We start from the raw sequence: 6,750 nt of genomic DNA on the forward strand, positions 1-6,750 counted from the left end.
ACATTCTATCATTTGGATATAGGTTGCAACCTGACAGATCGCCTTGCAAACCCTTTTAATTCGGATAGGCACTTCCATTATTCCTCCGGCATACATTGATGGTATCTTGCAAAGAAAAGGTGATACAATGAATAAATCATTAGCAGATATGCAAGGATTCCCCGCAGGCTTTCCCAGCTTTCCGCAACCGTATTACCCTACTGCCCCTGCCTTTTACCAGCAAAGCCATCAGCCATTCGGAGGCTATGGATACGGTCAGCCGTACAGCCAGGCATACAGCCCGATAAGCACTCCCTCTGCTATGTACTCCTCCTATCCATATGCTTCAGGATTTTACGGGCAGCAATTTGCAGGTGCCGGCTATGGCGGCCATGGCGGCGGTTTCAGCATCCCCGCGACGCACGCCGGCGGATTCAGCGGAGCACCAGGCGTACACGGAGGCTTTAGATATTAAAGAAGACCCAGGGCCGAACATCTATTTCGGCCCTTTTTTGCTTTGAAACGTCTTTCACAAATCATATCATTACAAAGAATGATCTATACTGTCAGATTTTCTGTCTTTATATTTGGAAACAGGATGGAATATGATTAAGATGAAATGAAAATATGTTCTGCAAACCTGCAAGTTTTTGAGGAGGAATAGAATTGTATATAAAAATAGATGATGTAACTGGACAACAGGTGATCTCACTTGTGAATGAGCATTTACATAGCATGACACTCATGTCCCCGCCAGAAAGCATCCATGCCTTAGGTTTAGAAAGCCTTAGAGCGCCTGAAATAACATTTTGGAGTGCCTGGGAGGGTGATGAACTAGCCGGCTGCGGAGCGCTTAAAGAACTGGACAGCCGGCACGGAGAAATCAAATCAATGCGCACGTCTGCATCCCATTTAAGAAAAGGCGTTGCCAAACAAGTTCTTCAGCACATCATAGAGGAGGCAAAAAAGCGCGGGTATGATCGGTTAAGCTTAGAAACGGGTTCAATGGCATCATTTGAGCCCGCGAGAAATTTGTATGAAGGCTTCGGTTTCCAGTATTGCGAACCGTTTGCAGACTATGTTGAAGATCCGAACAGTGTGTTTATGACGAAGAAGCTGTGAGGCATTTTTATAGGGTAGATAAGTGCAGAGAGCATTCTGTCTTGTCTATCCTTTTTTATTTTCACACACCTAATTCGCGTGTATGAAACACACCCGGTGTTTTCAATCTTGTTTATTTTAAAGAGCAGCGGGAATTAAAAACGACATGAACGATAAAATGCAAAATTGATAAAGGAGGAGATTAATATGAAAAGTATAGTTGGTGTATACGAAACTCCGCAGGAAACCATTGCAGCGATTGAAGGCTTATTAACAAAAGGCTATGATTCTGACGACATCTCTGTTGTGACAAGCCGGCGAGATACAGATTATCTTGAAACACGCACAGGAACAGAAGTCAATCAGGCCATCGATGCACGTGAGGGCGAATCTGAATCTTTTTTCGATAAACTGAAAGATTATTTCACAATGGATGATACCGCCGCACACAGCAAAGCATTATCCGATCTGGATATCACTACTAACGAAATAGACAAGTACCAAGAAGATTTGGATGACGGCAAACTCCTTGTGGCCGTTGAGACAGATGCAGATGTAAATGCTCCTATCGATAACGGCAATGCCCTTTCAGGCGGCTTTTCAAGCACAAATGAAACGGCGGATTATACAACGAAAGAAGAAAAAACAATGCCGCTGCGGGAAGAACAGCTGAAAGTCGACAAGGAAGACGTTCAAACCGGAGAAGTAGAGATAGGAAAAGAAGTGAAAACAGAACAAAGAGATATGGACATCCCGGTGAGACACGATGAAATTTATGTCGAACGCCGCCCAGTGGATGAAAATACAGCGGACGCTTCTCCTGTAAACGATGCAGAAACTGTCAGAGTTCCAATCGTTGAGGAAAAGCTGGAAGTGACTAAAAAACCGGTTGTCACTGATGAAGTGGTTGTCGGTAAACGCACTGTTGAAGAAAATGAACATGTTTCTGAAACTGTGAAAAAAGAAGAACCTCGTCTGAATAAAGAAGGAAAAGTTGACGGCTTGGATGATGATACGTTAAATAACAAATGAAAATCATAAGCCGACAACAAAAAAACCTCAAATCCATTTAGGATTTGAGGTTTTTCTTTTGGTACGTCCCAGGAGAGATTCGAACTCCCGACCGACGGCTTAGAAGGCCGTTGCTCTATCCAGCTGAGCTACTGGGACATGTTTTGTTTTTTTGTTTTTCGCTTTAACTATCAGCGACAAGATTTATTATATATGGGATACAACAATAAGTCAACGGTTTTTTTAGAATTTTTTTCATGAGGAAGAAAAATTTCTTCCTCATGACTTTTTTATAGTGTGACCTGGTTTTGCAGATCCTCAATTTCATGGCCTGATTGGTCGTAAAAACGCACTGTCGCGGCATCATTTTCTAAGGTTAGTATAGCATAGCTTTCAGTCCTGCGCACCCTCGGAAGCCGGATGCTGCCTGGATTAATCATCAGTTTTCCGCGTAGCACTTCGCTTCCCGCGATGTGCGAATGCCCGAAACAGATAATATCCGCTCCGAGCTCCTCTGCACGATAGTATACGTTTAACAAGGTCTGTTTTATACCGTGAAGGTGGCCGTGCGTGACCAGTATTTTTTTTGAACCGGCAGTCAGAAGAAGCTCGTCCTTAAAATCGCCTACAAAATCGCAATTGCCTTTTACAACCGCATAAGGATTTAATGCCGGATGCCCTGTTTCAAGCTCAGAGTCTCCGCAATGAATCATGAGATCAACTTCTGCTTCATGCCGTTTCGCAATGGTTTGGAGTTCTTCTTCAAGCCCATGGCTGTCACTGATAATCAGCACGTTCATGTACAAGCTTCCTCCTTATGCCTCCAAAAGCTTAGACAGCTTTTTAAGCGCGTCAGCCCTATGGCTGATTTTATTTTTTTCATCACTTGTCAGTTCGGCCATTGTCTTATCTTTATCTTTCACAATAAAGATCGGGTCATAGCCAAAGCCGTATTCTCCTCTCGGTTTTTCAGCAATATACCCTTCAACATGGCCTTCGACAGTTTTTGTTTCGTCACCGGGGATACTCACAGCCAGCGCGCACCGGAAACGGGCCGTGCGCTGTTCTTTTTCGATTCCTTTCAGCTCACTGAGCACTTTATCGATATTTGCCTGGTCGTCTTTCTGTTCCCCTGCATAGCGTGCGGAATAAACGCCGGGTCTGCCCCCAAGGTTATCGATGGACAGACCCGAGTCGTCCGCAATCACCATTTTGTTCACTGCTTTGGCAACAGCTTCAGCTTTTAAAATGGCATTTTCTTCAAACGTATGGCCTGTTTCCTCAATTTCTTCTGTGAATCCAATTTCAGCTAAAGATTTGACATCATAGCCTTTTGGCTCAAGGATTTCTTTGAATTCCTTCACTTTTCCCGGATTATGTGTCGCAATAATTGCTTCTTTCATGATGATCAAGCCTTTCTGTCTTTATTTCAGTTCTGGCAGAGAATCACCCAGCACTTCTTTTTGCTTGTCAATCAGTTCCTGAATGCCTTTTTCTGCAAGACCGAGAAGACCGTTCAGATCCTCCCTTGAAAAAGTCGCCTCTTCCCCGGTTCCCTGCAGCTCTACAAAACGGCCGCTGCCAGTCATAATGACATTCATGTCAACTTCAGCGGAGGAATCTTCTTCATAATTTAAATCTAACAAAATTCCCTGTTCCTTATCAATTCCGACAGAGATCGCAGCAAGAAAATCAGTGATCGGATTTGTCTTGATCGTTCCCGCTTTGATCAGCTTGCCAATCGCAATCGCCATAGCAAGAAATGCGCCTGTAATCGAAGCGGTTCTTGTCCCGCCATCGGCCTGAATGACATCACAGTCAATCCAAATCGTCCGTTCACCGAGCTTTTCTAAATCTACGACTGCCCGAAGCGCGCGGCCGATCAGGCGTTGAATCTCCATTGTTCTGCCGGAAATTTTCCCCTTAGAAGATTCTCTGATTGTTCTTTGGTTTGTTGCCCGCGGCAGCATGCTGTATTCAGCTGTAATCCAGCCTTTTCCTCCGCCCCGCAAAAATGGCGGCACGCGGTCCTCAACAGACGCGTTGCAGATTACTTTTGTATTTCCTGCTGTTATTAGAACAGAACCTTCCGGATGGCTGATAAAATCCAAATCGAATGTGATTGGACGCAGCTCATCATGTTGTCTTCCGTCATGTCTCATGTTTTACCTCCGATTGTATGTACATAAACCATTTTTGTCCCGGAATTGAATAAAGAAAGAGGCAGCCGGAACGCTAACCTCTTTCTTTCTAGTATATCAAAAATCCCAATTTAAAAACTACCCGTATTCACTTGAGAAGGTCTGGAGACCGGTTCTGTGAGCTTTTCGCCTTTTTCATTTACAAGCTCTGATTTCCCGTTTACTTTAACAGAGACACTTTTTACCTCCGGTTGCTCCGTTAACGTCAGCACAATGCTATTCAGCACTTCTGAAGAAATCATTTTCGTCTTTTCATCGGCGCTGCCGAATATAGATTGATTGAAATCTAACGTCACCCGTCCGTCTTTGATTTTCGGTTTGCTGACCAGCTTTACATCTTCACTGAAGTCTGTTAACAGCCCGCTCACCTTGCTTGGGCCTTTAGCCAATTCATTGATCGCTGCTGTGATGTCGTCTTTTTTCGAATTGTCGATCCGTTTCGTCACCGGCACGTAGTACTCACTGTCTTCGTTTTCCGCCAAATAATAAACTGTGAGCGGATGTGTTGCAGTGAGATCATTTACACCAGATGTTTCCATATTAATTCCGTCTTCTCGGCTTAAATCATCTGAGATCGGCGTGCCGCCTACAGGCATCTCCTTCAGTTCATGGCCGTTTATTCTCAGCTTCACTTTATCTATCGAACTGAATTGCGTAAGCGTCCATGTCACAGATTGAACGATTTTCTGTTCGTCTTCCTTCTTATAATTTTTAAATTCACTAGAGAAATCAGCTATTGCTGTCCCATCTTTTTTGATGTCAACGTTAACGGTTGTGTCAGCCGGCAATACGGCTCTGAAGCCATTCGGAAGAATTTCTGACACAGGTCCGCCCTGAACGAGGTATTCAAGCGCCTGTTTGGCCGTGCCTTCACTTTTCGGAAGGGGCAGCGTTTGGGCAACGACATACCCGTTTTTATCAATGAGATAAAGCTCCCTCATGACTGTAGATGAGGCTTGATCCGCTTTGGCGGTATCGTTTTTTTCACTTTCTGTTTTTTCGGCTGCTGTTGTATTTGAATTGGCCCCCGCTTCATCGTTCACGTATGTAACGTCTTGAGGCGGATCAATTTCCTCAGCTGCCTTATCAGATTGAAACAAACCGCATCCGGATAAAAGCAAGGCAGAGGTGAGACAAGTGGCACCAATGACTGCAGGTCCTTTTTTCAGCATACTTTTCCCTCCTAAGGCTGTTTGTACTATTATGTATACGAGCCTTATTAGGAAATAGACCGAAGAATTCCGGCAAAACAGAAAAAAACCCGCAACATGCTGTTGCGGGGAAAACTATCTTCTAATCGGTTCTTGCAGTGAGATGCATTCCACATAGCCCACCTCATGGCCAAACCAGTCATCTGCAATTTTTGCAAACTGATCACGTGCTCCTGTTGTCAGGAACTGATGATCAGGAACAATCGGAGACTGGTTCAGCAGCCCTTTATATGAGAGAATCGTGCTGACTTCCCTTGCTGTTTCATCGCCGGACGAAATAATGTTTACGTGCTCTCCCATATATCTCTGAATGGATTCTTTTAAAATAGGATAGTGGGTGCAGCCTAAAATCAGCGAATCAATCGATGTGTCTTTTAACGGGTACAGCGATGTTTTGACAATCTCGTCTGCTGTTTTATCAAGAAACTTCCCGCTTTCCACAAAAGGCACAAGCAGCGGGCAGGCAAGGTTCTCAACCTTCAGATCAGGATTTAATGCTAAAAGCGCCTCTTCGTACGCATTGCTCTTAATCGTATTCTCTGTACCGATGACACCGATATGCTGATTTTCTGTTACTTTTATCGCTGCTCTCGCACCCGGCTGGATCACTCCGACCACAGGTATACCGACACTGCGCTGGATGTCTTCCAATGCGATCGCTGTTGCTGTGTTGCAGGCGATCACGAGCATTTTGATGTGGTGGTTTTCGAGTAAATAATTCGTCAGCTCCCACGTATATTGAAGCACTTCTTCTTCAGGGCGCGGCCCGTATGGACACCGTTTCGTATCCCCGACGTAGATAATATTTTCTTTTGGTAGCTGTCTCATGATTTCCTTTGCAACGGTTAAACCGCCAACCCCGGAATCAATGACTCCTATTGGTTGTTCCAACAAAATCGCCTCATTTTCTCTTCATTTCATGCTGCAGTTTCATCAATGATTTTTCGAAGATGGCTATTTCTTCATCTGTAAACGTTTCGAACATATCACGCAGATATTCCTGCCTTTTGGTAATGACCTCTTGGATAATCCGTTCTCCTTCTGGCAGCAAATGTATCCGAACAACGCGTCTGTCCGCCGGGTCCTTGACCCGCTCAACAAGCTTATTTTTTTGCATGCGGTCGATTAAGTCCGTTGTCGTGCTGCATGCCAGATACATTTTGCCCGATAGTTCGCCGATTGTCATATCTCCTAATTCATAAAGCCATTGCAGGCCGACAAATTGCGGCGGCGTAATCGCATATTGG

9 protein-coding genes and 1 tRNA gene are annotated in these 6,750 nt (G+C 44.5%); 3 read left to right on the plus strand and 7 right to left on the minus strand.

Translation table 11 applies throughout. The features are described 5' to 3' along the window. The first annotated feature begins 127 nt into the window (after positions 1-127). From cotQ to RAC86_RS33125, 3 genes are all read left to right on the plus strand, one after another. A complete protein-coding gene (gene cotQ / locus RAC86_RS33115) occupies positions 128-454 on the plus strand; it encodes an inner spore coat protein CotQ (protein WP_072566644.1) in 327 nt (108 codons plus the stop codon). A gap of 191 nt (positions 455-645) precedes the next feature. Next, on the plus strand, positions 646-1,101 hold the full coding sequence (locus RAC86_RS33120) for a GNAT family N-acetyltransferase (protein WP_072566645.1): 456 nt from the start codon (positions 646-648) through the stop codon (positions 1,099-1,101). A gap of 186 nt (positions 1,102-1,287) precedes the next feature. Then, positions 1,288-2,112: a YsnF/AvaK domain-containing protein gene (locus RAC86_RS33125; RefSeq protein WP_072566646.1), complete on the plus strand. Its 825-nt coding sequence runs from the start codon at positions 1,288-1,290 to the stop codon at positions 2,110-2,112. Between the two features lie 64 nt (positions 2,113-2,176). Here RAC86_RS33125 and RAC86_RS33130 read toward each other — a convergent pair. The 7 genes from RAC86_RS33130 to RAC86_RS33160 all read right to left on the minus strand — a co-directional run. Then, a tRNA-Arg gene (locus RAC86_RS33130) sits at positions 2,177-2,250 on the minus strand. A 131-nt stretch (positions 2,251-2,381) separates the two neighbouring features. Continuing rightward, the gene (locus tag RAC86_RS33135; RefSeq protein ID WP_072566647.1) at positions 2,382-2,891 is read right to left on the minus strand and encodes a metallophosphoesterase; all 510 of its coding nucleotides are present in this window, start codon (positions 2,889-2,891) and stop codon (positions 2,382-2,384) included. 15 nt (positions 2,892-2,906) lie between these two features. Continuing rightward, a complete protein-coding gene (locus RAC86_RS33140; protein WP_072566648.1) occupies positions 2,907-3,503 on the minus strand; it encodes an XTP/dITP diphosphatase in 597 nt (198 codons plus the stop codon). Between the two features lie 12 nt (positions 3,504-3,515). Next, complete coding sequence (gene rph, locus RAC86_RS33145) at positions 3,516-4,253, minus strand: ribonuclease PH (RefSeq protein WP_003246039.1); 738 nt, start codon at positions 4,251-4,253, stop codon at positions 3,516-3,518. A 110-nt stretch (positions 4,254-4,363) separates the two neighbouring features. After that, complete coding sequence (gene gerM, locus RAC86_RS33150; RefSeq protein ID WP_072566649.1) at positions 4,364-5,464, minus strand: spore germination protein GerM; 1,101 nt, start codon at positions 5,462-5,464, stop codon at positions 4,364-4,366. A gap of 114 nt (positions 5,465-5,578) precedes the next feature. Then, positions 5,579-6,397, minus strand: a complete 819-nt coding sequence (gene racE, locus RAC86_RS33155; protein ID WP_072182703.1) for a glutamate racemase — start codon at positions 6,395-6,397, stop codon at positions 5,579-5,581. Positions 6,398-6,404: 7 nt separating this feature from the next. Beyond that, positions 6,405-6,750, minus strand: a 346-nt coding sequence (locus RAC86_RS33160) for a MarR family winged helix-turn-helix transcriptional regulator (RefSeq protein ID WP_377886527.1), incomplete at its 5' end; no start/stop codon positions are given.

The organism is Bacillus sp. LR_5 (genome assembly GCF_042709275.1).